At 29.7% G+C, this 22,667-nt stretch carries 20 protein-coding genes; 17 read left to right on the top strand and 3 right to left on the bottom strand.

All coding sequences use genetic code 11. The features are described from left to right. The first annotated feature begins 14 nt into the window (after positions 1-14). Together H0I28_RS02005 and rlmD are read left to right on the top strand one after the other, a co-directional pair. Complete coding sequence (locus tag H0I28_RS02005) at positions 15-710, top strand: OmpA family protein (RefSeq protein WP_218760271.1); 696 nt, start codon at positions 15-17, stop codon at positions 708-710. Positions 711-810: 100 nt separating this feature from the next. Beyond that, a complete protein-coding gene (gene rlmD, locus H0I28_RS02000) occupies positions 811-2,265 on the top strand; it encodes a 23S rRNA (uracil(1939)-C(5))-methyltransferase RlmD (RefSeq protein WP_218752618.1) in 1,455 nt (484 codons plus the stop codon). An 87-nt stretch (positions 2,266-2,352) separates the two neighbouring features. Here rlmD and H0I28_RS01995 read toward each other — a convergent pair whose 3' ends face one another. Together H0I28_RS01995 and H0I28_RS01990 are read right to left on the bottom strand one after the other, a co-directional pair. Beyond that, on the bottom strand, positions 2,353-2,814 hold the full coding sequence (locus tag H0I28_RS01995) for a DUF6702 family protein (protein ID WP_218760270.1): 462 nt from the start codon (positions 2,812-2,814) through the stop codon (positions 2,353-2,355). After that, entirely contained in the window at positions 2,811-5,393 is a 2,583-nt protein-coding gene (locus H0I28_RS01990) for a sulfatase-like hydrolase/transferase (RefSeq protein ID WP_218760269.1), read from the bottom strand. Before H0I28_RS01990 ends, H0I28_RS01995 begins: the two co-directional genes overlap by 4 nt. Before the next feature lie 427 nt (positions 5,394-5,820). Here H0I28_RS01990 and H0I28_RS01985 point away from each other — a divergent pair, with 427 nt between their 5' ends. The 11 genes from H0I28_RS01985 (at position 5,821) to H0I28_RS01935 (ending at position 13,739) form a co-directional block, all read left to right on the top strand. Further along, entirely contained in the window at positions 5,821-6,111 is a 291-nt protein-coding gene (locus H0I28_RS01985) for a 4a-hydroxytetrahydrobiopterin dehydratase (RefSeq protein WP_068450203.1), read from the top strand. After that, positions 6,101-6,574 (top strand): DUF6452 family protein, encoded by a 474-nt coding sequence (locus H0I28_RS01980; RefSeq protein ID WP_254712623.1) that lies wholly within the window; start codon positions 6,101-6,103, stop codon positions 6,572-6,574. The genes H0I28_RS01985 and H0I28_RS01980 overlap by 11 nt, the downstream gene beginning before the upstream one ends. Further along, the gene (locus H0I28_RS01975; RefSeq protein WP_218760267.1) at positions 6,555-7,262 is read left to right on the top strand and encodes a DUF6048 family protein; all 708 of its coding nucleotides are present in this window, start codon (positions 6,555-6,557) and stop codon (positions 7,260-7,262) included. Before H0I28_RS01980 ends, H0I28_RS01975 begins: the two co-directional genes overlap by 20 nt. Positions 7,263-7,323: 61 nt before the next feature. Continuing rightward, on the top strand, positions 7,324-8,271 hold the full coding sequence (locus H0I28_RS01970; RefSeq protein ID WP_218760265.1) for an isopenicillin N synthase family oxygenase: 948 nt from the start codon (positions 7,324-7,326) through the stop codon (positions 8,269-8,271). Between the two features lie 77 nt (positions 8,272-8,348). Further along, positions 8,349-8,672, top strand: coding sequence for a translation initiation factor (locus H0I28_RS01965; protein ID WP_165730137.1), 324 nt, complete (start codon positions 8,349-8,351; stop codon positions 8,670-8,672). 50 nt (positions 8,673-8,722) lie between these two features. After that, a complete protein-coding gene (locus tag H0I28_RS01960; RefSeq protein WP_218760263.1) occupies positions 8,723-9,667 on the top strand; it encodes a DUF1835 domain-containing protein in 945 nt (314 codons plus the stop codon). Beyond that, positions 9,668-10,537 (top strand): nucleoside phosphorylase, encoded by an 870-nt coding sequence (locus H0I28_RS01955; RefSeq protein ID WP_218752612.1) that lies wholly within the window; start codon positions 9,668-9,670, stop codon positions 10,535-10,537. Next, positions 10,538-11,398, top strand: coding sequence for a substrate-binding domain-containing protein (locus H0I28_RS01950; RefSeq protein WP_218760261.1), 861 nt, complete (start codon positions 10,538-10,540; stop codon positions 11,396-11,398). Positions 11,399-11,416: 18 nt separating this feature from the next. Beyond that, positions 11,417-11,557 carry a hypothetical protein gene (locus tag H0I28_RS01945; protein ID WP_218733005.1) on the top strand — a complete coding sequence of 47 codons (141 nt, stop codon included), beginning with the start codon at positions 11,417-11,419 and terminating at the stop codon, positions 11,555-11,557. Positions 11,558-11,840: 283 nt separating this feature from the next. Then, on the top strand, positions 11,841-12,719 hold the full coding sequence (locus H0I28_RS01940) for a UDP-2,3-diacylglucosamine diphosphatase (protein WP_218752611.1): 879 nt from the start codon (positions 11,841-11,843) through the stop codon (positions 12,717-12,719). Positions 12,720-12,725: 6 nt separating this feature from the next. After that, positions 12,726-13,739: a glycosyltransferase family protein gene (locus tag H0I28_RS01935; RefSeq protein WP_218733003.1), complete on the top strand. Its 1,014-nt coding sequence runs from the start codon at positions 12,726-12,728 to the stop codon at positions 13,737-13,739. On the opposite strand, the gene H0I28_RS01930 is transcribed toward H0I28_RS01935, so the two are convergent. Then, positions 13,723-14,385 (bottom strand): uracil-DNA glycosylase, encoded by a 663-nt coding sequence (locus H0I28_RS01930; protein ID WP_218760259.1) that lies wholly within the window; start codon positions 14,383-14,385, stop codon positions 13,723-13,725. The genes H0I28_RS01935 and H0I28_RS01930 overlap by 17 nt on opposite strands. A gap of 194 nt (positions 14,386-14,579) precedes the next feature. Between H0I28_RS01930 and H0I28_RS01925 the strand changes: the two genes are divergently transcribed. The 4 genes from H0I28_RS01925 (at position 14,580) to H0I28_RS01910 (ending at position 22,667) form a co-directional block, all read left to right on the top strand. Beyond that, positions 14,580-18,011 (top strand): T9SS type A sorting domain-containing protein, encoded by a 3,432-nt coding sequence (locus H0I28_RS01925; protein ID WP_218760257.1) that lies wholly within the window; start codon positions 14,580-14,582, stop codon positions 18,009-18,011. Between the two features lie 249 nt (positions 18,012-18,260). Further along, the gene (locus H0I28_RS01920) at positions 18,261-19,004 is read left to right on the top strand and encodes a prolipoprotein diacylglyceryl transferase (RefSeq protein ID WP_218760256.1); all 744 of its coding nucleotides are present in this window, start codon (positions 18,261-18,263) and stop codon (positions 19,002-19,004) included. A 10-nt stretch (positions 19,005-19,014) separates the two neighbouring features. Continuing rightward, complete coding sequence (locus tag H0I28_RS01915) at positions 19,015-19,692, top strand: putative metal-binding motif-containing protein (RefSeq protein WP_218760254.1); 678 nt, start codon at positions 19,015-19,017, stop codon at positions 19,690-19,692. A 134-nt stretch (positions 19,693-19,826) separates the two neighbouring features. Next, positions 19,827-22,667, top strand: a complete 2,841-nt coding sequence (locus H0I28_RS01910) for a histidine kinase (RefSeq protein WP_218760252.1) — start codon at positions 19,827-19,829, stop codon at positions 22,665-22,667.

Genomic DNA, 22,667 nt, shown 5'->3' with positions numbered 1-22,667 from the left:
AAAAAAGAAACACAATGAAAAAATCAATAATTTATAGTTTATCAGTATTATTTATAACAGCAAGCATGCTAACCTCTTGTGAAGCTGTTAAAAATGCAAACAACACACAAAAAGGTGCTGGTATTGGTACTGCAGCAGGTGCCATTTTAGGTGCCGTAATTGGAAACAATGTTGGAAATGGTAAAAATTCTGAATTAGGCGCTGTTTTAGGTGGTGTAATTGGAGGTGTTACCGGTGGTGTAATTGGTAATAAAATGGACAAACAAGCTCGTGAAATAGAAGAAGCAATACCTGGTGCAGAAGTAGAAAGAGTTGGTGAAGGTATTATGTTAACTTTAGGTGAAAATGCCGTTAGATTTGATACTAATAAAGCTACATTATCTTTAGGAGCAAAAGCAAATTTAGAAAAATTAGTTCCTATTTTTAATAGTTACGAAAATACTAATATTGTTATTTATGGTTACACGGACAGCACTGGTAGAGTTGAATACAACCAAACTTTATCTGCAAAAAGAGCGAATTCTGTAAAAGAGTATTTAACCACTAAAGGTCTTGAAAATGCAAGATTTGAAACCAAAGGTTTAGGTGTTAATGATCCTATTGCAACAAACGAAACTGCAGAAGGAAGAAGTAAAAACAGACGTGTAGAGTTTGCTATTGTTGCCAATGAACAAATGATTCAAGAAGCACAAAAAGAAGCTGGAAACTAAATATAATCTTACTTTAATAAAAAGGCTACTCAAATGAGTGGCCTTTTTTGTTTCATCAAACTATATTTTCCCTAATTTTGCACCACATAAACAATTAAGAATGCCACGTAGAGAACGAAATAAATTTGTAAAGAAGAATCAAGTTTTAGAATTAAAAATTGAAGATTACGCTTTTGGCGGAAAAGGGATTGCAAGAATCCAGTCTGATGAAGGTAGTTTTGTTATTTTTGTTCCGAATACCTTGCCTGGTCAATTAGTAAAAGCACAAATAAGTAAGTCTAGTAAAAACTATGCAGAAGCAAAGTTGATAGATGTTTTAGAACCATCTGAAGATGAGGTAGAAGTTCCTTATCAAGACATTCCTGGTGCGCCTTATATTCAATTACCTATAGATTTACAACATCAATATAAAAAAGAAAGTACTTTAACCTTATTTAAAAAGATAGGAAAAGTAGCTAATATCGAAGATCTATTTGATGAATTTGTAACCTCGCCAAACGTATTTCATTATAGAAATAAAATGGAATATGGTTTTTCTGCTATTGGATATGATAGAGTTACAAAGAGAGATAAAGATGAGTTTACATTAGGTTTTAAAAGACGTGGTGTTTGGTGGATGGGAGATAATTTAGAAAAAGATTCTGGCTTATTTGACAAGCAATTAGAAGACAATTTAAAAAACATTCGTCAATATTGTATAGACACTGGTTTAGAGCCTTGGCATGGTCCAAAAAAGACCGGTTTCTTTAGATACTTTGTTGTAAGAAAATCTTTTAAAACAGACGAATTATTATGTAATTTGGTAACTACTTCTCCTGAATTAGAGAATTTTGATTTACAGAAATTTGCTTCTTTTCTAAAGGATATTTTTGGAGATCGTTTAGCAGGTTTATTACATACTATTAATGATGAGACGGGCGATAGAACTATTGCAACAGCGGGTAGTTTAGACTTAGTGTATGGTAAAGATAAAATTGTAGAAGAATTATTAGGTTTGAATTTTGAAATCAGCATGAAAAGCTTTTTTCAAACGAACCCTAAATGTGCCGAAAAGTTATACTCAAAAGTTGTTGAATATGTTTTAGAAGATAAAACGAAGGTAGACAATACTGTGGTAATGGATTTATTCTGTGGTACAGGAACCATCGGTCAGATTGTAGCTTCTAAAAGTGAAAACGCAAAAATTGTTGGTGTAGATATCGTGGCTTCCGCTATTGAAGATGCTGAAAAAAATGCCAAAAGAAATAATATTGATGGACTAAAATTTTATGCAGCAGATGTTGGTAAATTCTTAGTTGCACATCCAGAATATAAAGATAAAATAAAGACAATTATTTTAGATCCTGCAAGAGCAGGAATTGCGCCAAAAACATTACAAAAAATCATTAATCTAAATGCTGATAGAATGGTGTATGTTTCTTGTAACCCAGCAACTCAAGCTAGAGATACAGAACTGTTAGCAGAAGCTGGTTATTTTATTAAAAAGATTAGTTTGGTAGATCAATTCCCACATACTAGTCATATTGAAACAGTGGTTTTGTTTGAGAAGAAATAACTAAATTTCATAAACTATATATATTAAAAAATCTCAGGTTGATAATTAACCTGAGATTTTTTAGTCTACATCAACTTGAAGATAATTCTAATTATAATTCACCACAATTTCTTTTCTATCCTTATACATCCTAAAATCTTTGAAAGTTTCGTTTATATCTAACTCAACGATATTAGAATGCGTTTCAACATTTAATAAAAACTCATTTTTAATTTCAACTTTTTTTATGTTTTTTCTAGACTTTGCTAAAAAACAAATCACTTTTGTATGATGATTTTCCGATTTTATAGTTAAAACTTGAGGTGTTATTTTTTCTCCATCAAATTTCCAACTCGATGTTTTATTCAGGTATGTACTAAAATCATCTTTAGTTACTTTAATACTTTTTGAAGCATCCAACTTTAAAAAGTTGAAGGTATCAAAATCAATTTCAAGCATTAAAACATGTCCTCTTTCAACAACATTAAAAGTGGCTGAAACAGCCTCATGAAAATCATTGGTATTTCCAAAGTTTAAAAAAGATAAAAATGTAATAATTAAAATTCTCATTTTACAATTATTTTAGAAGTCCCTACTAATTTTCCATCTATTGTAATCCTTAAAAGATAGACGCCTGCACTTATAATATTCTTAAATTCTATGACACCAATACCTGACTTTTGACTAATTAACTGCCCCTTCAAAGAAAACAATTCTGCCCTGTATTTTTCTACATGGGTGGATATAACAGAAAAACTGCCATTATTAGGATTTGAATTTACGTAGAAACCTAATTCATCTAACTCAGGTTTATCAATGCTTAAAGTAGACCCACAACTTTCATCTACACTCGTTGCTGGATCATCTATTGCAAAAGGGTTGATATTCGCATTGGTGTCATCACAATCATAAGCACTCACAAAGCCATCTGAATCTGCATCAACATCATTTAAAGCACCTGCACTGCTAATAAAACTATCATTAAAATTTCCTTTCATACATCTTGATATCTGCGGAAAATCTTGAGTTACTACATAATAATATTCAAAAGTTTCTTCACCTTGAGCGGTCGTTAACGTAACCGAAGCTTCAATTCCGTTACATTCATCTAAATCTCCTTTACCTGCTATATACCCAAAATCATTAGTGTATTTTCCTGAATAAGGCCCACAAGGAGCACTAATTCCATCTCCAGGTCTTAGACCACTTTTTAATTGAAAACTAGGAAACATTTCTTTGACATTTCCATCTTTATCAGGGCCAAATCGATATAAAATAGGGAAACCATCTGAAGCCCAACCTACTTGTAAAAGTTCTGTTGGAATTGTATTTGTTGAAGAAATACCTGGTTTTAGTACCTCTACATAGCCAAACATATTTCCATGATAATGATAACCTGAATTCGGGTTTACATGAGCAGAAGCACAATCTAAAGCAACAAAATCTCTTCCATCCCCAATATTGGTTGTAGGTTCAAATACCCAATCCCAATTATATTGCCCAGTATTTGTGTTTTCAAAAATAAATGGTGTTGCAGGAGCTGGCATCATATAAACTCCATTTAAACTGATTCCAAAATAATTAACAGGTCTTCCGTTTGTTCTAGAGATACTAGTTGTTTCTCCAGATAACTTTGGTGCTAAATCAAAATTATACACTCTATAATAAGGTTCTGGAGTTCTAGGTGAAACATAAGAAAAATTATGATTTGGATAATTGTTAGAATACACAACTCTTTGGTCTCCTTCTACATATTCGTAATAAATACTAGGGCTTGTGGGTATATCAGTACAAACAATATAGTCATAACTCAACACATCTGTAACACCACAAGTATCATTACAGTCGTCTAAAGTAGTTTCTGCTCCATTTTTAATTCCATCACTACAAGACCAATCAGTTCTTATTATTTGAGCTGCTTGTTGCAACATTGCTTTTATTGTTTCTTGCTCTGTTGTTAAGCTTCCTATTAAATTAGTTTCTTCTTTAAGATCATCAACAATATTATAAAACTCCTCACCTCCATTTTCATCTTCAATTAACTTATAAGTAGCATTTCTAGTAGCCCAAGATTCTGTACCATTATTTTCATAATCCGTATAATTTATCTGTCTTCCTATTTGGTTTTCAAATATCAATGCAGGTTTTAAACTTAAACTATTCTCAGTTCCTCCGTTTAATTGCACACCAGCTAACTCTAAAATTGTAGCATGTAAATCGGTTGCTTGCACAAGGCTTGCTTCTACTTCATTTACTCTTTCTACAGACTTCCCTGTAATAATCATAGGTACTCGAATTCCGCCTTCATATAAAGAAGACTTTACATGTCCATTGGGAAAATAATTATTTGCCTTCCCCGGAGTACCATTATCTCCAATAAAAATAATAACTGTATTTTCTAACGTCTCTTCATCCATACTTTTAAGAAGTCTATCAATTTCATAATCCAAAGACTCAACCATTGCTAAATAGGTAGTTCTATCATCTGTAGGCGAAGTTGTATACGTACCTTCTGGTGGTGTTTGAAAAGGAATATGTGGAGCAATATGCGCTAACCATAAAAACCATGGTTTCGTTTGATTGTCTATCCAGGATATTGCACTATTGGTTAAATGAGTAGTAATATATTCATTTACTTGCTCTTCTTGTCCGTCTGAATTTAATTTTGTCCAATTATAATAATCATCAACCTGACTCGTAAATACACCTTCATAATAAGGTACTCCAGAATCTTCTGGATGACTGTAATTAGCACTACTATTTCCACCAATATGCCATTTACCAATAAGCCCCATACTATAATCTGTACTACTTTGTTCTTTTATTTTGGTAAATAAAGAAGTATGGCTGGTATCTAAAATTAAAGGGGGGCTCATCACTCCTGTTTTAATTCCGAATTTCCCACTCATAATTGCGGCACGAGTAGGCGAACATTGTGGTGCTGCCCAAACATTGGTAAAAGACACGCCTTTTTTTCTAAATGAGTCTAAAGTTGGTGTAACAGGTAAGTCTTCACTAATTCCAAATCCAGAAACAGCATCTATTCCTAAATCATCTGCAATTATTAATAATATGTTTGGTGATTGTTGTTGACTATAAATTGTTGTTTTGAAAAAAAACACTAATAGAATGGTTTTTAATATTCTCATATATTAATTGTTGTAGTTGATTAGAAAGTTGTAGTTGATTAGAAATAGTAATTAAAACTTATAAAATCACATTTCTAAATTTTAGACCAATTATTTTGAAAATGGTTTAATTGATCTTTTTTTTAGAGTTTAATAATAATGTAACGTTTTTAAAAACATCAATCTCTAAATAAAAAAAAGAATCCAAAGTTCTTACAAGAGAAAAGGGACAAAAGAAAAAACTTGACTATCACAATTACCTCTAGTTTTACTACAAAAATGTTAAATCCGTTCATAATTTCTAAAGAATTAAAGCTTATTTATGAAAATCAAACTATTTTAGCATCTTATAAAATCACAAATAATTATCTTTCGTTTTAAAATTCATTTTTTATGTACAAAACGAAATTATAATGAACCTTTTTATTAACATAAATCCTTTTTCACTATGAAAAAACTAACAGATTTCGAAATCAATAGAAAATTAGAAAAATTACAAGATTGGGATTATTATGACGATGCTTTGCATACAGATTTTGAGTTCGATAACTTTAAAGATTGTATGTCTGCAATGAATAGAATTGCATTTGAGTGTGAAGCTTTAAACCATCATCCAGAATGGACAAACAACTATAATACTTTAGATATTAAGTTGACCACACATGATGTAGATGGTGTTACAAAACTAGACTTTAAATTGGCTAAAGCCATCAATAAAATTGTAGAAGTTGAAGAATAGTATCTATAAAATAACAGTTATTTTAGTAATTGGTTTGCTTATAAACACCTCTTGTACTAAAGATGATTTCTGTCTACAAAACCCTGTTACTCCTAATTTGGTATTGCGTTTTTATGATGACACGAATAAGGAGTCTACAAAAGATGTGAGTACTTTATATGTTTGGGCAGAAGGGAAAGATACCATCGCAGATTTTAATGGTACTAGTTTAGACTCTATTTATATTCCTTTAAATAGTTTAACAACAGAAACAGTTTATAAACTTTCTAACGGAACAGATGTAGATACTTTTACCATAACTTATACTCCAAAAGAAGAATATGTATCTCGTTCTTGTGGATATAAAATTACTTTTAATGATGTTACTTTTTTTTCTGATAATACTTGGATAAAAGAATTTACACCATCAACATTAACAACACTAGACAATCAAAACACAGCACATGTACAAATATTTCATTAGCGTCTGTTTCCTTTTTGTTTTTGTTAATGGACAATCTCAAGAACAGAAAAAAGACACACTTATAAATGCTGAAAAAGATTCTATTGTCTATAAATCTAAATACGGATTAAGAGTTGGTGTGGACATTAGCAAACCCATTTTGGCACAATTTAATAGTTCTTATTCTGGATTAGAAATTGTAGGAGATTATAGAATTAAAAAAAACTTATACCTTGCTGCAGAAGTTGGTTTTGAAGAAGAAACAACTACTGAAGACTACACAAACTCTACCGTAAAAGGAAGTTATATAAGACTTGGTGTTAACTATAATGTCTACCAAAATTGGTTAGACATGAACAATGAAATCTTTATAGGAGCTCGTTATGGTTTTAGTATTTTCGATCAAACTTTAAACACTTACACTCCCAACGTTAATTCAGTATATTTCCCTGCAGACGAAATAACTTCATCTGTATCGGTTACAGATTTAAATGTACATTGGACAGAGTTTATAATAGGTTTAAAAGTAGAAACCTTTAAAAACTTCTTTGTTTCTTTTAGCGGTTCTTATAAGATTGCTATGAGTGTAAAAGAACCAGATAATTTTGAAACTCTTTACGCACCCGGCTTTAATAGAGTCTTTGATAGTGGTACAGGTTTCGGTTTTAACTACACACTTACGTACTTAATTCCTTTTAAGAAAAAGTAATTTTATTACAACTTAGTATTTTTTAGTAACTTTATCATCCTTATTTTTTAAACAAAACATCATGAATAAAATTCCTAGTGTAAATTTAGCAGACTTTTTATCTTCGGATAAAAACAAAAAACAACAATTTATTGATGAAATTGGTCATGCTTACGAAAACATAGGTTTTGTAGCTTTAAAAGGTCATTTTTTAGATGACAAATTAGTAGAAAGCTTATATACAGAAATTAAAAACTTTTTTGATTTACCTATAGAAACCAAAGAAAAATATGAAATTCCAGGTATTGGAGGACAACGTGGTTATGTTTCTTTTGGAAAAGAATCTGCGAAAGGAAAAAAAGAAGGAGATTTAAAAGAATTTTGGCATTTTGGTCAGTATGTAGACGCAGCTTCTAAATACGCTAAAGAATATCCAGATAATGTAACCGTAAACGAATTGTCAAACTTTAACGCAGTTGGTAAAGAAACGTATCAAATGTTAGAAAAAACAGCTAAATATGTTTTACGTTCTTTAGCCTTTCATTTAGGTTTAGAAGAAACGTATTTTGACAATTATATTAAAGACGGAAACAGTATTCTACGCCCAATCCATTACCCACCAATACAAACAGAACCTAAAGGAGCAGAAAGAGCTGCAGCCCACGGAGATATTAATTTAATTACCTTATTAATGGGGGCACAAGGTAAAGGATTACAAGTGCAAAACCATAAAGGAGATTGGATTGATGCTATGGCCGAACCAGACGAATTAATGATTAATGTTGGAGACATGTTATCTCGTCATAGTAATAACAAACTAAAATCGACCATTCACAGAGTTGTAAATCCACCAAAAGAAATGTGGGGAACATCACGCTATTCAATTCCATTTTTTATGCATCCTGTTTCTGATATGAAATTAGATGTTTTAGAAAACTGTATCGATAAAAACAACCCTAAACAATTTGAAGATATCACTGCTGGTGAATTTTTAGACGAAAGATTAAGAGAATTAGGATTAAAGAAATAATTTGCAGTTGGCAGTCTTCAGTTGGCAGTAACAAGTTAACTGAAGACTGAGAACTAAAGACTGAAGACTGAGAAAACATGGATTTTAAAGATCAATTAAAAAATTTATTTCCAGAGCATAAGGAAACTGTAGAACCTGTAAAAGAAAAATCGGATATTTGGTTACAAGACGATCCGATTATTTGCAAATACGAAAAACGTAAAGGGAAGCCAATTACTATCTTAGAAGGCTATACTGGTGCAACATCAGACTTTAAAAAACTTGCAAAAGAGATTAAAACCAAACTATCTGTTGGCGGTAGTTTTAAAGATGATAAAATTATTATTCAAGGTGACTTTAGAGATCAAATAATGACCATGCTAAAAGATAAAGGCTTTAAAGTGAAGCGAGTTGGTGGATAAAATTTAGTACTCTTACAATAAATAATTCCTGTAAACGTTATTAATAAATTATGAACTCGTCTATACTACATATTACAAATGGAGATAGTACTACAAACTATCTAAAAAAACTTCATTTCTCTGGAAGTTTTATTACTTGGAGAGAAATGTTATGTGAAGGAAAAACAACTGTAGATGTTGGCAGTGAAACTTTTTGGAAAAACAGGTTCGACTTTTTAAAAACTTCCTACAATATTAGCAAAAGGAAATTTATAGACTTTACTTTAAAAGAATATAGAACCCTTTGTAGTAAGAAGGAATCTAAAGAAATAGTCTTATGGTTTGATCACGACTTGTTCTGTCAAATTAATATGATTGCCGTTATTAGTTGGTTAAAAACCTATAGAAGTGGCTATCATATTTCTTTAGTAACTAATGGTAAAATAAAAGGAAATAAGAAACTAAAGAGTTTGTCTGAGCTTACTGAAAATCAAATTCAGCAACATTATAAAAACAGAATAGATTTATCTCAAGATGATATTGAGTACGCAGACTATATTTGGCAACTATACTGCTCAGACAGTCCGCTTAGATTAGAAACGGTCTACAAATTCAATCCTATGTCTCCTTTCACTTATCTAGTAGAAGCTTTAGAAGCACACTTACAAAGATTTCCTTCCATTAAAAATGGATTAAATAAAGTTGAAAATACTATTTTAGAAACTGCAAACACACAACAATTTTCTTCTAAAAATCAATTAGTACAGCAATTGCTAAAAACACAAACTGTTTATGGTTTGGGAGATTTACAGTACGAACATCATATAGAACAACTTCAAAAATTATTTACCTCTTTCGATCCGGTAAAATTATCTAGAAAAGGAAAAAAAGTATTAGAAAACCAGCTAAATTTTTATGGCGAACTTCGCAATGAAAATTCGTATCTTGGTGGAGCAAAAAAATATAGTTTTCTTTACAATCATCAATCAGAAAAACTATTACAAATTACATCTTAAATGTCTATAAAACAATCTGAACTTATCTTAAATCCGGATGGAAGTATTTATCATCTAAATTTAAGACCAGAACATATTGCCACAAATATAATTTTTGTTGGCGATCAAGATAGAGTCGATAAAATCTCAAAACATTTTGATTCTATCGAATTTACTACTCAAAAACGCGAATTTAAAACAACTACAGGTACTTACAAGAACAAACAATTTTCAGTTATCTCTACCGGAATCGGTCCAGATAATATAGATATTGTTTTAAATGAATTGGATGCACTTGTAAATATCGATCTTAAAACAAGAAAACCTAAAGAGAATTTAACTTCTTTAAATATTGTAAGAATAGGAACTTCAGGTTCTTTACAGGATGATATTCCGGTTGATTCTTTTGTAATTGGTTCTCACGGATTAGATTTAAACGGCTTGCTTCACTCCTATCAAATTGATGCTATTTCTAATCCAGAAATTGAAGATGCTTTTGTAAAGCATACCAATTGGAGTGCTAAAAAGTCATATCCTATTGTTATTGAAAATAGTAAAGAATTAGAAGACAGGTTAAAATCTGATAAAACACATCAAGGTATTACAGCTACTGCTGGAGGTTTTTACGGGCCTCAGGGTAGAATTTTACGTTTAGCGATACAAGACAATGAACTAAACCATAAAATTGATAGTTTTAGTTTTAACCAACATAGAATTACCAATTTAGAAATGGAAACCTCAGCAATTTATGGTTTATCTAAACTTTTAGGTCACAAAGCTTGTTCTATTAATGCAATTATAGCTAATAGAGCCAATGGATCTTTTAGTGAAAACCCAGGAAAAGTAGTTGCCGATTTAATAGAATATACACTTGAAAAATTAGTTAAGTAGATGACAAACCTTACAATTGGCGGAGTTCCAGAACATTTTAATTATCCTTGGTATTTAACTTTAAAAAACAAAGAATACAAAAAACACAACATCAATCTACGTTGGCAAGATTTCCCTGGCGGAACAGGCGCCATGTGTAAAGCTTTACGTGCTGGTGATGTAGATATTGCTATTGTTTTAACCGAAGGGATTATTAAAGATATTGCAGACGGAAACCCTTCTAAAATTGTACAGACATTTGTAAAATCTCCATTAATTTGGGGAATTCATGTAGGCGCAAAATCATCTTTTAAAAATATTGAACACTTAGAGCATGCAACCATTGCCATTAGTAGATTTGGTTCTGGTTCTCATTTAATGGCTATCGTAAACGCATACAACCAAGGTTGGGATATTACAAATTTAAAATTTAAAGTAATTGGTAATTTACAAGGTGGAATTGATGCTTTAACCAACGGAGAAGCAGACTATTTTATGTGGGAACATTTTACCACAAAACCCTTAGTAGACAATGGTACTTTTAGATTAATTGACGACTGCCCCACTCCTTGGCCATGTTTTGTAATTGCAGTTAGAGATGAAGTTTTAGAAAATAATTTTGAAGAAGTTAAAAAAGTTTTAGACATTATTAATGGCAAAACAAAAGACTTTAAAAAAATTGATGCTATTGATAAAATTCTGGCAGCTAGGTACGAGCAGCAATTAGAAGACATCCAGCAATGGTTAAAAATTACTGAATGGAATGACGGAAAACCTATTTCTAAAAATAAAATTACACGCATACAAAATAAAATGGTACAGTTTAACGTTATTGAAGAGAAGAAAAATTCGAGCAATTTCATAAAAAATATGTACATTTAGCACGAAAAACCATTATCTATGAAAAAAGTAATATTTATTGCAGTTTGTATTTTAGGAATCCTTTGTTTTTCTTCTTGTAGAAGTACCTCAAAATCTTGCGGTTTAGCAGATAACACCACAACTATTCAAACAACCTTAAAGCAAGTAGATTTAACTTAAAATCTAATTGTTTCTTAATTTCAAATTCAATGAATCCGCGTTTACTGCGGATTTTTTTTACTCTAAACCACTACGCCTCTTAATAGTTAGCTAACTATTCGTAAACTTTTTCATAAAGTTTATCTTACCTTTTTTTCATTTTTATTTTACGTTTACAACACATTCTCTTTTTATGTTTGAAAGAACTTAGAAATAAGATAATTGTTTACATATATTTAGAAAATCATTTTCTTCATAAACTTGTTTACACAAGAAACAATTCTTTTTCTTTTTATGAAACAAAATGAAAAAACAAAAAAAACGAAAGTTAGATTATGTTGTAATTTCAGACGTACATTTAGGTACTTATGGTTGTAGAGCAAAAGAATTATTAAATTACTTAAAAACAATTCAGCCAAAAGTTCTTATTCTTAATGGTGACATTATAGACATATGGCAATTTAACAAACGTTATTTCCCAAAGTCTCATATGAATGTAATTAAACACATTACTTCTCTCCTTTCTAAAGGAACAACCATTTATTACATTACCGGAAACCATGATGAAATGCTTCGAAAATTTAAAGGTTTTCAATTAGGAAACTTTAAAATTTTAAACAAACTCGTTTTAAACATTGATGATAAAAAAGCATGGATTTTTCATGGAGATGTTTTTGATATCACCATGAAACATTCTAAGTGGTTAGCAAAATTAGGCGGAAAAGGCTACGATTTTTTAATTCTAATAAACACCTTTATAAATTGGATTAGTAAACTCTTTGGTTACGGAAAGTTATCACTTTCTAAAAAGATAAAAAACAGTGTAAAAAGTGCCGTTAAGTTTATTGACAATTTTGAAAAAACAGCTTCAGACATTGCCATTGAAAATGAGTATAACTATGTAATATGCGGACATATTCATCAACCAGAAATTAGAGAAATTGAAAACCAAAAAGGAAAAACGACCTATCTAAACTCTGGAGATTGGATTGAAAATTTAACGGCTTTAGAATACAAAAATCGCAAATGGAGTTTATATGAATACGCAAATGATGAAATAGCTCAAAACACCGACAAGAAACTTAGTAAAAATGAGCTAAAGAATGCAAATAAAGAAGAAAAGAACAATTTTCTTTTTGAAGAATTATTGAAAGAATTTGATATTCAAAAACCCTTAAAATAATTAATCATGAAAATATTATATGCACTTCAGGGTACAGGAAACGGCCATATAACAAGAGCTAAAGAAATTATACCAATTCTTCAAGAAAAAGGAGATTTAGATATTTTAATTAGTGGAAATGAGAGTAATTTAGATATGGGTTTCGACATAAAATACAAACTTCATGGCTTAAATTTCACTTTCGGTAAAAAAGGAGGTATTGACTTTTGGGAAAGCTACAAAAAAATGAAATTAACTCGTTTTTATAATGAAATTAAAAACTTTCCCATAAAAAAGTACGACTTAATAGTTAACGATTTTGAGCCTGTTTCTGCTTGGGCCGCAAAGATAAATAATATAAACATTGTATCTTTAAGTCACCAAAACGCAGTTTTAGATATTGCCTCTCCAAAATATGGAAAACACAAAATAGAAAAACTAATTTTAAAACACTACGCACCTGCAAGTCTTCGGTTTGGTTTTCATTTTAAACCTTATAGTTCTGCTATTTTTACACCGATTATAAGAAAAAGTATTCGAGCTAAAAAAATAAGCAACAAAGGGCATATAACAGTTTATTTACCATCTTATAATGTGGCTAAAATTGTAGAAGTCTTATCTAAAATACCTATTATAAAATGGCATATTTTTTCTAAGGAAAATAAACGTTTAATCTTTAAAAAGAACATTACCATTTACCCAATTAACGAATTCGATTTTATAAAAAGTATGGCTTCTTCTGCAGGAGTTCTTTGTGGGGCAGGTTTTGAAACACCTTCTGAAGCTTTATTTTTAAAGAAAAAGTTAATGGTAATTCCTATGAAAAATCAATATGAACAACAATGTAATGCTTTAGCACTAAAAAAAATGGGGGTTTCAGTATTAAAAAAATTAAATAAAAAACAAGTTCTTAAAATAGCCAAATGGATTCAGAGTGATGTTTTTATCCCAGTAGATTACCCAGACACAACAGAAGACATTTTAGATGCTATTTTATTACCTTATGAAAACCAAACTGCTTTTCCTACCATTCTATCGTAGGTTTATCTAAGTTCTTTAAAATGGCATTAGTTTTAGAGAAATGTTTGCAACCAAACCAACCTCTCCAAGCGCCTAAAGGAGACGGATGTGGAGCGGTAAAAATAGTATGTTTGTCTAAATTTATTAATTTTATTTTACTCTCTGCAAATTTACCCCAAAGTAAAAAAACAACGTTTTCTTTTTCTTCAGAAATGCTTTTAATAACAGCATCTGTAAAGTCTTCCCACCCTTTTTTCTGATGACTTCCGGCCTCATGTGCTCTTACCGTTAAAGTCGCATTTAATAATAAAACACCTTGTTTTGCCCATTTTTCTAGATTCCCACTTTGTGGAATTTCTTGGTCTAAATCTGTTGCAATTTCTTTAAAAATATTTTTTAATGAAGGTGGTTGTTTCATTCCGTCTTTTACAGAAAAACACAATCCGTTTGCCTGTCCTTCATCATGATAAGGATCTTGCCCAATAATAACTACTTTTAAATCATCTAAAGAACAAAAGTTAAACGCAGCAAAAATATCTTCTTGCTTCGGAAAACATTGGTGATTTTCATATTCTAATGTTACAAAATTTGTTAATTCTTTAAAGTAAGGTTTATGAAATTCTGATTCTAAAAGAGGTTGCCAACTTTTGGTAAGTATTGTATTCATAACAACAAAAATACTTCTTTTATTAGAATAAACTAAAGAGACGCTTCCTTTAACCAAACCCTTATTTACTCTAATGCACTATCAGAAACAACTCAAAAACGCTTAGTTTTATACGTCTTTTAACTATTAAAAAACAATGTTTTACCTCTTTTACTCCGCTAAAAACAAGTCCTAACTTAAAAAAAATCAACTTTATGAAACTAAAACTACTTTCTCTTACTTTTTTGTTTATTTCTAGTACAATTTTTAGCCAGATTGTAAATATCCCAGATACTGAATTCAAACAAGCTCTTCTAAACTACTCACCAAGTATAGACACTAATAATGATAATGAAATACAGGTATCCGAAGCCGCTGCTGTAACGGAATTAATTATTTCTGGCTATCAAGGTTTTGAAATTATGGGGTTTTTAGAAGGCGGTCTTTCAGATTTTACAGGAATAGAAGCTTTTGTTAATTTAACCTCTTTAACTTGTAGTAATAATGATTTAACTAGTTTAGACCTATCTGCATTATCTAATCTAACATATTTGGATTGTGCTTCAAATATTAATTATAATGATTTTAGTGGAATGTCCATAGGTATTTCAACACTTATACTTCCGAATACAGGAACATTAACAACATTAAATACTTCTTATAATAACTTATCTACCTTAGATCTTTCTAATCAAACGGCATTAACATCTGTAATCACAAATAATAATGTATTAACAAATTTAAACATAACAAATACACCTCTATTAGAAAGTTTAAAATGTGAATATAATCAACTTACATCATTAAACACCTCATCTTCTTTAGCCTTAACGAACCTAGAATGTTTTCAAAATCAGATTACAAGTTTAGATGCTACAAACAACACCTCCCTAATCACCTTAAAAAGTTATAACAATAACTTAACTAGTTTAACACTACCTTCTTCTAATACATTAACTCATTTACATTCTTGGAGTAATAGTATTACCAGTTTAAATGCTTCTATCTCCACAGGTTTAATAGAAATCTCTATATATTCTAATTCTTTAACTAATTTATCAGTACCTGCTAGTACTACTTTAACAAAACTGTCATGTAATCAAAATAACTTAACAACTTTAGATACATCCATGGCTACAGGCTTAGTTACTTTAAACACCTCTAACAACGCATTAACAAGTTTAACTTTACCAATATCATCATCTTTGAAAACTTTAAACTGCAGCATTAATCAATTAGCAACTTTAGATACCTCCGTATCAACTGGACTAACCTCTATAAACGCTGCCAATAATTTATTAACAAGTTTAACCTTACCTTCTACAGCTACTTTAGTAACATTAATATGTAGCAATAACCAATTAACAACGTTAGACACAAGTTTAAACACAGGGTTAATTACTATAATTTGTAGTGATAACGCTATAAATTCTTTAGACGTAAGCTTAAATACAAGCTTGTCTAACCTTTCTTGTAGTAACAATAACTTAACAACCATAAATACATTATCTAACACTTCTTTATCTACCCTTGGTTGTAATGGAAATCAAATAACAAGTTTAGATACTACAACAAGTACAACATTAAATAATCTATATTGTACAGGTAACCTTTTAACAGATTTAGATTTATCAAGTTTTACAAATTTAAATGCTTTACACTGTAACTCTAATCCTAATTTAAGCAGTTTAAATCTTAAAAATGGAAATACATCTAGCATTTCTAGTAATAATTTAGTGGCAAATAACAATCCAAATTTATTTTCTATTTGTGTTGATGATGCTACCGTTTCTGCAGGAATCTATGCAAACATAGATTCGCAAACCAACTTTACAGAATATTGTTCTTTTGTGCCTGTAAATTCTAATACAATAACTGGTACAGTTTCTTTTGATTTTAATAATGATGGTTGCGATGCTGCAGATACAAAATCTGTAAATACTAGAATTAACAGTACAAGTACCAATGTTAGTGCGGCTGCTTTTAGTGCTGTAGATGGCACCTACACAATTTATATTAATGACACTTCTGTAACAACTGAATTAATACCAAACTTCCCTTCATATTTTACAGCAACTCCAACTACACAAACCACCAATTTTACGGGTTCTGGAAACACAGAAACTATCGATTTTTGTATTACAGCAAATACTCAAATAGACGACGTAGAAATATATTCTTTTACAACATCGGAATCTAGACCAGGTTTTGATACGCAGTTAAGAGTGTTTTACAGAAATAATGGTTCTACAATTATTCCGTCCGGAGCGGTTACTTTAAATTTTAATGAGAATCAAGAAACATTTAATAATGCGAGTAACACACCAGACATTCAAACAAGTAATTCTTTAACTTGGAATTATACAAACCTTCTACCTTTTCAAGAAAGTTATATTGACGTCTACTTTACAATAAATACACCTACAGACCCCATAAATCCGGTAAATGGAGGGGATACAATTACCTACACCACCTCCATTACACCTTTAACAGGTGATGCAACACCTACAGATAACACTCATATTTTTTCTGATATTATTGTAAATGCTTACGACCCCAATGATGTGGTTTGTTTTGAAGGTGATAAAATTAGTACCTCACAAGTACCAAATGATTTAACGTATAGAGTTCGTTTTCAAAATACAGGTACCGCATCTGCAATAAATATTGTAGTAAAAGACATTATTGATGCAGGTTTAGACATGGCTACTTTTCAACCAATTGCAGCTAGTCATTCTTACAGAACTGCAATTACCAACTCAAATAAAGTAGAATTTATTTTTGAAAACATACAATTGGCAGATAGTACCAGTAATGAACCTGCTAGTCATGGTTGGTTATTTTATAAAATAAAACCAAAAAGCACTGCAGTTATTGGTGATACTTTTAATACCACTGCAAATATTTATTTCGATTATAATGCGCCTGTAATAACAAATACATACAATACTACAGTTTCTCTAGAAACTACGATTCCTGATAACAATTTTGAAATGGCATTAATAAATGCTGGTTTAGATAAAGGAACTCCAGATAGCAAAGTGTTTACAGACAATATAAATATTATATCTAATTTAGATATTTCCAGTAAAAATATTTCAGACTTAACGGGTATAAACGATTTTACAGCCTTAACTACTTTAAATGTTAGCTATAATAACCTTACAAATTTAGATGTAAGTGCACATACTTTATTAACCTCTTTAGATATACAGTCTAATGCGCTAACTTCTTTAAATGTAAAAAACGGAAATAACGCTCTTTTTACACTCTTTAATGCAATTAACAATCCCAGTTTAACTTGTATAGAGGTTGATAATGCTACTTGGAGTGCAGACAATTGGACAAATATTGATACAACATCAAACTTTGTGAATAATCAGGCTGAATGTACTGCATTAAGTACTGATGTATATAATACTCTTGAGTTTTCTTTATATCCAAACCCAACTAACGGAAAAATGAATATTATCACTTTAGAGAAGTCTGAATTATTCATTTACTCGATTACTGGAAAAGAAATTAAAAAAAGAGACGTAAACATCGGTAAGAATATAATTTCTAATTTAAATTTATCAAAAGGGATTTACTTCTTTAAACTGATAAGCAAAGAAAAATCATCTACTAAAAAAGTGATTGTAAATTAATCACTCTCTAAAACATCCTTGAAAAAGAGAAATTAGATTTTCAATATTAAAACTCCATATTCTTTAAAAAATCATATGGAGTTTTTCTTTCCTTTAATGAAAACCAACTTATCTTAAATGAGCTCATCATTTATACAAATAACACCTTATAAAAGACTTAAAAATAAATACTTTGATGCATCTCTGGTCATGTAGTCGAATTATTAACTAAAGTAATTGGTAGAAATACTAGATTAAAAAACTGTAAAAATGTATCCAAAGCTATTAGAATATCAAAACATTACTATTTATACGTATGCAATTTGTATTGTTTTTGGTACACTATTAGCAATTTTATATACAAAATGGCAAACTAAAAAAAGACTAAATCTCGTTTTACCAAACATCTTTTTTTATTTAATTTTTATTGCTGGTTATGTTGGTGGAAAATTATTTTTATTCTTTGAAAGACCTATTTATTACATACAAAACCCAAAAAATATATTCAGTATTTTTTCTGGTGGATTTGTTTTTTATGGTTCTTTTATTTGCATAATATTATTTACTTTTTGGTATTTAAAAAAACATGAAATAACAATTTTACCTTTAATGGATATTCTAGCTATTACCACAACCATTGTACATGCAATTGGTAGAATGGGTTGCTTTTTTGCAGGTTGTTGTTATGGAAAACCAACAAATTCTATTCTCGGAATTAGTTTTCCAAGTACAAATTCGGTAACCGTCCATCCTACTCAATTATACGAAGTATTTTCTATTCTAATAATTATGAGCTTGCTTTTTATTATCAGAAAAAACAAGAAATTTGATGGACAAGTATTTCTTTCATACATCATATTATATGGAATTGCAAGAAGTCTGTTAGAGCTTTTTAGAGGAGATTCAAGAGGTTTTATTATACAAGATTACCTTTCACATTCTCAATTTATTGCATTTATTTTTATTAGCATAACAACTTATTTATATCTCAAATTAAAATCAATAACACTTTAAAACTAAAATCATGAAAAAATTAATTGTAAATACTATTATACCAATAGCACTTCTAATATCTGCTATTTTTATTATTGGAGCAGGTTGTTCTCCTGGATTAGTCGGTGACTTAGAAGACAGTGTTTGGTTTAAAGATGCAGATGATGATGGTTATGGTTTAACAGGTAATTCTATATTGCAAAATGAACAACCTGAAGGATATGTACTAGATGATACAGATTGCGATGATACCAATGCAAATGTATACCCTGGTGCAGCAGAAATACCAGATAATGATATAGATGAAGATTGTAACGGGAAATTTGCTTATACTTTTTATATAGATAAAGATGGTGATGACTTTGGTAGCGATACAGAAATCATTCTTGAAATTGATAATAATACCAATGCGCCAGACAATTATTCTTGGTTTGCAGGAGATTGTAATGACGATAATTCAGCGATACATCCAAAAGCAGTAGAAATAGCTAAAAATGGAATTGATGATAACTGCGATGGTATTATAGACATTATCGAATACTATATAGATGAAGACGGAGATGGCTATGGTTCAGAAAAATTCTCGCCAACAGAAGGTGTTACCAATAACTTAGATTGTGATGACAGTAATGTTGAAATTCACCCGTATACAAGAGAAATTTTAAATGATAAAATTGATAGCAATTGTAATGGTGAAGACAATACATAATAGAGTTAATTTTAGAAAATAATTTAGACTTTAAAAAACTCATTAAAGTTGAATGAAAATAAATATTCTTCTAAGAAAGTTGTTGTAAATTAGTAATCTAGAACCGTATTTGAAAAAGGGAAATTAAAATTGCAATGTTAAAACTCCATATCACTTTATTTATAATTATGTTATGGAGTTTTTCCTATTCTCAACAGTACACAAATATTACTGTAAAGGATGGCTTACCTAGCAATCATATTTATAAAATTGTACAAGATGCTTATGGTTTTATTTGGTTTGCTACAGACAAAGGATTAGTAAAATACAATGGTAACACCTTAAAAACTTTTACGACAAAAAATAGTTTGTCTGCCAATGATATTTGGGGAATTCATCCAACACCAGATGGTAATTTATGGTATTTATCTAAAACATCTAAATTAGGTTATATAAAAAACGATAGCGTTTATGCTTATGAAAGTGAGGTTAAAAATGAAATATTCACTCCCAATTATACGAGTCAAATAGGCAACCAAGTTATACTAACAAGTAATTCTAGAGCGCATGAATTAATCAATGATAAATGGAAATTAGTCTCAGAAAAGACTTCCTTAAAAAAGGGAACACCAGTTTATCTTAAACATCCGGCTATTACTTCTTATGTGACAAGTATTAATTTAGACACTATAAAATTAACCTACAAAAACGGAAATATAAAAAAGGTACCCAATCTTAAAAATATTCTAACCACTGTCCATTATAGAGGTCAAATAACAGATAGTTTATTTTATTGGACAGCAGATAAATATTATTCAATATTAAACTTAAATACGTTAAAACTATATAAACGCAATTTTGAAGATGAAGTAGGTATCAATAAATCTCAACACACCAGAATACATCTCATTAACAATCAAATTCAGATTACAGGAAGAGGGTTTGTAGGTGTTTTAGATGCTAATTATCACATTACAAAAACAGTTTTAATTCCTAAAAAATTAGATGCACATTTTGCAATGATTGATAAAAAAGAAACGGTTTGGATTGCTACTTTTTTAAATGGTGTATACAAACTTAGTAAAGCTAAAAGAAATATTAAATATGCTTTTGAACACGAAAAGATTCTTAAAACCAACAAAATAAACGATACCATAATTGCAAATATTTATAACAAAGGTTTTTTCAAATATCAAACTGACAAAAAAGATTTTATACCGTTTATTAAACAAAATAATTACATTTTTAGTTCTAATTATATAGACTCCTTACAAACAGCGTTCTATATTTCGGAAAACAAAATTATACGTAAAAAAAACACTAAAGACACCGAGGAGTTTAATTTTACAGAATTCCCTTATTATAAAAATCAAACTGCTAGAAACTTAATTTATTTTAACAAGTATTTATATGGCGATTTTACTGTAGGAATTAATAAAATTGATACAAACAACCTGAAAATTCTTAAAGTTTATCCCCAACTAGGAATTACCAATTTAATGGTTTTTAATGATCGATTATTGGTTGCAACCACAAATGGTTTAAAGCAAATTAAAAATGAAGAAATAAGTGAAGTTACTTTTAATAAACAAATATTTTCTAAATCTATTTTAAGTGTTACAAAAGTATCTAAAACCCATATATTATTAAATACAGATGGCTTTGGATCCTTTATTACCGATTTGAATAACATATATCAATTACCAAAATCAGAATTTTTAATTGTGAATAATGCTTTTGTGGAGAATAAAAATATTTGGTTGGCAAGTAACTCCGGTATTTTTAAATATGTTTTAAATGATCATAAATATACTTTAGAAAAACAATTAACAATCGCCAACGGCATTCCTTCTCAACAAGTTAATGATATTTTTATTCATAAAAATGAGCTTATTGTAAGTACAAATAATGGAATTGCTATTTTGCCCAAAAAACAAGAAAACGTCAATCAGTTATTAGATATTTATATCGATAAATTAACGTACAACAACCAAACAATAACTGAAAATAATAATACTTTTAAATACTTAGAGAACAACAACATTAGTATTGCCGTTTCTAGGATAGATTTTTCTGAGAACAATACTCACTTTACTTATAATTACAAATTAGAACCACTGCAAAGTGATTGGAAAACGACAGAAACAACCAATATTAATTTTAATGATTTACAGCCCAATACCTATATTTTAAAAATTGAATCACAAGATTTTAAACAAAAAATTGAATTTACAATCACTCCTTTATGGCATCAAACATTTTGGTTTAAAGCCATCGTTCTTTTAACTTTAACAACTTTGTTTTTTAGAGCTGTTTGGTATTTAAGTAAACGAAACCAACAGCAAAAAAGTAAAAAGCTTTTTCAAGAAAAACAACTTTCTGAGATTCAATTAAAAGCACTTCGCTCGCAAATGAATCCGCATTTTGTTTTCAACTCTTTAGCAGCTATTCAATATTTTATTAATGAAAATAATTTTGAAGCCTCAGAAAAATATTTGGTTAAATTTTCGAAACTAATTAGACGTTTTTTCGAACTGTCTAAAGAAACGACTATCACATTAACAGAAGAAATAAAACTGCTCAGCAATTATTTAGAAATAGAAAAACTACGCTTTAGAGAAAAACTAGAATATCAAATTAATATTGATGATGCTATTGATCTCAGAAAAACCAAAATACCAACGATGTTGTTACAACCTATTGTAGAAAATGCTGTAAACCATGGAATTTTTAATAAATTTGATACAGGAACCGTTACCATCAACCTTAAAAAAGTAGATACTTTTACTTATAAAGTTTTAATTATAGATGATGGTGTTGGATTTGTAAACACTAAATCGAAAAGTAAAAAAATAAAATCTTCTAGCGTTTTACAACAACGTTTAACGTATTTAAACAACTTAGAAGAATGGAAAATCTTGTATTTTACAGAAGAATTACACCCTAAAAACGATGAAAAAGGAAACATATCTACTTTTATAATTAAAAGCAAATAA

This window comes from Polaribacter sp. AHE13PA, assembly GCF_019278505.1.
In the GTDB taxonomy this organism is placed as follows: domain Bacteria; phylum Bacteroidota; class Bacteroidia; order Flavobacteriales; family Flavobacteriaceae; genus Polaribacter.
The sequence above is the reverse complement of the archived record's forward strand: the minus strand, read 5'-3'. Positions and strand labels throughout refer to the sequence as shown.

Bases quoted from the DNA above. Each gene is read 5' to 3' on its own strand.
- H0I28_RS01990 (WP_218760269.1), bottom strand. From the start codon at position 5,393: ATGAGAATATTAAAAACCATTCTATTAGTGTTTTTTTTCAAAACAACA.
- H0I28_RS01970 (WP_218760265.1), top strand. From the start codon at position 7,324: ATGAATAAAATTCCTAGTGTAAATTTAGCAGACTTTTTATCTTCGGAT.
- H0I28_RS01925 (WP_218760257.1), top strand. From the start codon at position 14,580: ATGAAACTAAAACTACTTTCTCTTACTTTTTTGTTTATTTCTAGTACA.
- H0I28_RS01960 (WP_218760263.1), top strand. From the start codon at position 8,723: ATGAACTCGTCTATACTACATATTACAAATGGAGATAGTACTACAAAC.
- H0I28_RS01915 (WP_218760254.1), top strand. From the start codon at position 19,015: ATGAAAAAATTAATTGTAAATACTATTATACCAATAGCACTTCTAATA.
- H0I28_RS01985 (WP_068450203.1), top strand. From the start codon at position 5,821: ATGAAAAAACTAACAGATTTCGAAATCAATAGAAAATTAGAAAAATTA.
- H0I28_RS01945 (WP_218733005.1), top strand. From the start codon at position 11,417: ATGAAAAAAGTAATATTTATTGCAGTTTGTATTTTAGGAATCCTTTGT.
- H0I28_RS01955 (WP_218752612.1), top strand. From the start codon at position 9,668: ATGTCTATAAAACAATCTGAACTTATCTTAAATCCGGATGGAAGTATT.
- H0I28_RS01935 (WP_218733003.1), top strand. From the start codon at position 12,726: ATGAAAATATTATATGCACTTCAGGGTACAGGAAACGGCCATATAACA.
- H0I28_RS01965 (WP_165730137.1), top strand. From the start codon at position 8,349: ATGGATTTTAAAGATCAATTAAAAAATTTATTTCCAGAGCATAAGGAA.
- H0I28_RS01950 (WP_218760261.1), top strand. From the start codon at position 10,538: ATGACAAACCTTACAATTGGCGGAGTTCCAGAACATTTTAATTATCCT.
- H0I28_RS01940 (WP_218752611.1), top strand. From the start codon at position 11,841: ATGAAAAAACAAAAAAAACGAAAGTTAGATTATGTTGTAATTTCAGAC.
- H0I28_RS02005 (WP_218760271.1), top strand. From the start codon at position 15: ATGAAAAAATCAATAATTTATAGTTTATCAGTATTATTTATAACAGCA.
- H0I28_RS01920 (WP_218760256.1), top strand. From the start codon at position 18,261: ATGTATCCAAAGCTATTAGAATATCAAAACATTACTATTTATACGTAT.
- H0I28_RS01930 (WP_218760259.1), bottom strand. From the start codon at position 14,385: ATGAATACAATACTTACCAAAAGTTGGCAACCTCTTTTAGAATCAGAA.
- rlmD (WP_218752618.1), top strand. From the start codon at position 811: ATGCCACGTAGAGAACGAAATAAATTTGTAAAGAAGAATCAAGTTTTA.
- H0I28_RS01975 (WP_218760267.1), top strand. From the start codon at position 6,555: ATGTACAAATATTTCATTAGCGTCTGTTTCCTTTTTGTTTTTGTTAAT.
- H0I28_RS01995 (WP_218760270.1), bottom strand. From the start codon at position 2,814: ATGAGAATTTTAATTATTACATTTTTATCTTTTTTAAACTTTGGAAAT.
- H0I28_RS01910 (WP_218760252.1), top strand. From the start codon at position 19,827: ATGTTAAAACTCCATATCACTTTATTTATAATTATGTTATGGAGTTTT.